Annotated in this window: 1 protein-coding gene; it reads left to right on the plus strand. The window is 47.5% G+C overall.

Annotated features, from left to right (window positions below; all coding sequences use genetic code 11):
* Window positions 1–627, plus strand: a 627-nt coding sequence (locus AC1DWN_RS34900; RefSeq protein ID WP_477563371.1) for a beta-galactosidase domain 4-containing protein, incomplete at both ends; no start/stop codon positions are given.

A 627-nucleotide genomic window follows, 5' to 3' on the forward strand; every position in this document is an offset into this window, starting at 1 on the left:
GCGCCGGAACGATCAAAGTGATTAACCGTCATTTGTTCCAATCCTTAGACAGCTATAGTCTGTCGTGGCATGTCGCTATTAATGGTATTGTTAGTCAGGAAGGGTCGGCTGTGGTGACAACAGCTCCTCAAGCAGAGCAAGTAATCACGATTCCATATGAGCTGCCGAAGCTCGCTAGTTTTACCGAAGAAGCTGTTCTAACCGTTCAGTTATTCACGAAGGAACAGATGCTATGGGCAGAAGCAGGGCATGAGATTGCATGGGAGCAATTCGTGCTGCCAGCTGTGACTGAGCTTGTTATAGCGAACAAAGTGGAGAATCTATCGCTTAAAACAGAGGATGCTGGATCTTCCTTCACTGTGAGTGGTGAGCGCTTCGCTCTGCAGTTCAATAAAGCGGACGGAAATCTAGTATCGTATTCGTGGAATGGCAAGGAGCGCCTGAAGGAAGCTCTAATTCCGAACTTCTGGCGTGCGTATACCGACAATGATCGTGGAAATAACCAAAACGTACGCTGTGCAACGTGGCGTGAAGCGGGTATTGAGCGTGAACTTCTCGGAATGTCTTTTGAGATTGGGACGAGTGAAGTTATTGTTCGCGTGAAATATAGTCTTCCGACATCAGTGT

It is taken from the genome of Paenibacillus sp. P4_A7 (assembly GCF_056402455.1).